This window comes from Kitasatospora sp. MBT66 (assembly GCF_000710405.2).
Taxonomy (GTDB): Bacteria; Actinomycetota; Actinomycetes; order Streptomycetales; family Streptomycetaceae; genus Kitasatospora; species Kitasatospora purpeofusca.
Window position 1 is genome coordinate 122,980 of record NZ_JAIY01000006.1, and the last position, 445, is coordinate 123,424.

At 75.5% G+C, this 445-nt stretch carries 1 protein-coding gene; it reads left to right on the forward strand.

Going from position 1 to position 445, the window contains the following annotated elements:
- Positions 1 to 97 precede the first annotated feature (97 nt).
- The coding region (locus tag BI06_RS50670; protein ID WP_199523287.1) for an ATP-binding protein at positions 98 to 445 on the forward strand (348 nt) is incomplete at its 3' end.

Sequence of the window (445 nt, forward strand, 5' to 3'; positions counted from 1 at the left end):
CTGCGGGGCACGGTGCACGGGGCGCCCGAGGCGGATCGGGCCGCTCGCTCCGTACCACGTCCGACACCCTGCGGCTGCACTCATTCGAGGTCCACCCATGCCGGAACCGTCCCCCCGCCACGACAGCACGGTGGCTCCCGACTCCGCGCGACTCGCTGCGCTCCCGGGTGAGCCGCCGGACGGAGCGGGCCACGGCGCCGGAACGGTTACCACGGCCGCAGAGGCGCGGACCGCGATCACCGCCCTGCTCGACCGTCTGCCCGGCGACCTCGGCGCGACCAGGAGGGACGCCCTCCTGGCCGCCACCGAACTCGTGACCAACGCCATACGCCACGGCGGCGGGCTGACCGGATTCCGCGCTCACCTGGCCCCGGACGGGACGGTGCTGCGTATCGAGGTGGACGACGCCACGGACCAGCACCCGCGGCAGCCCGGGCCGGACGCC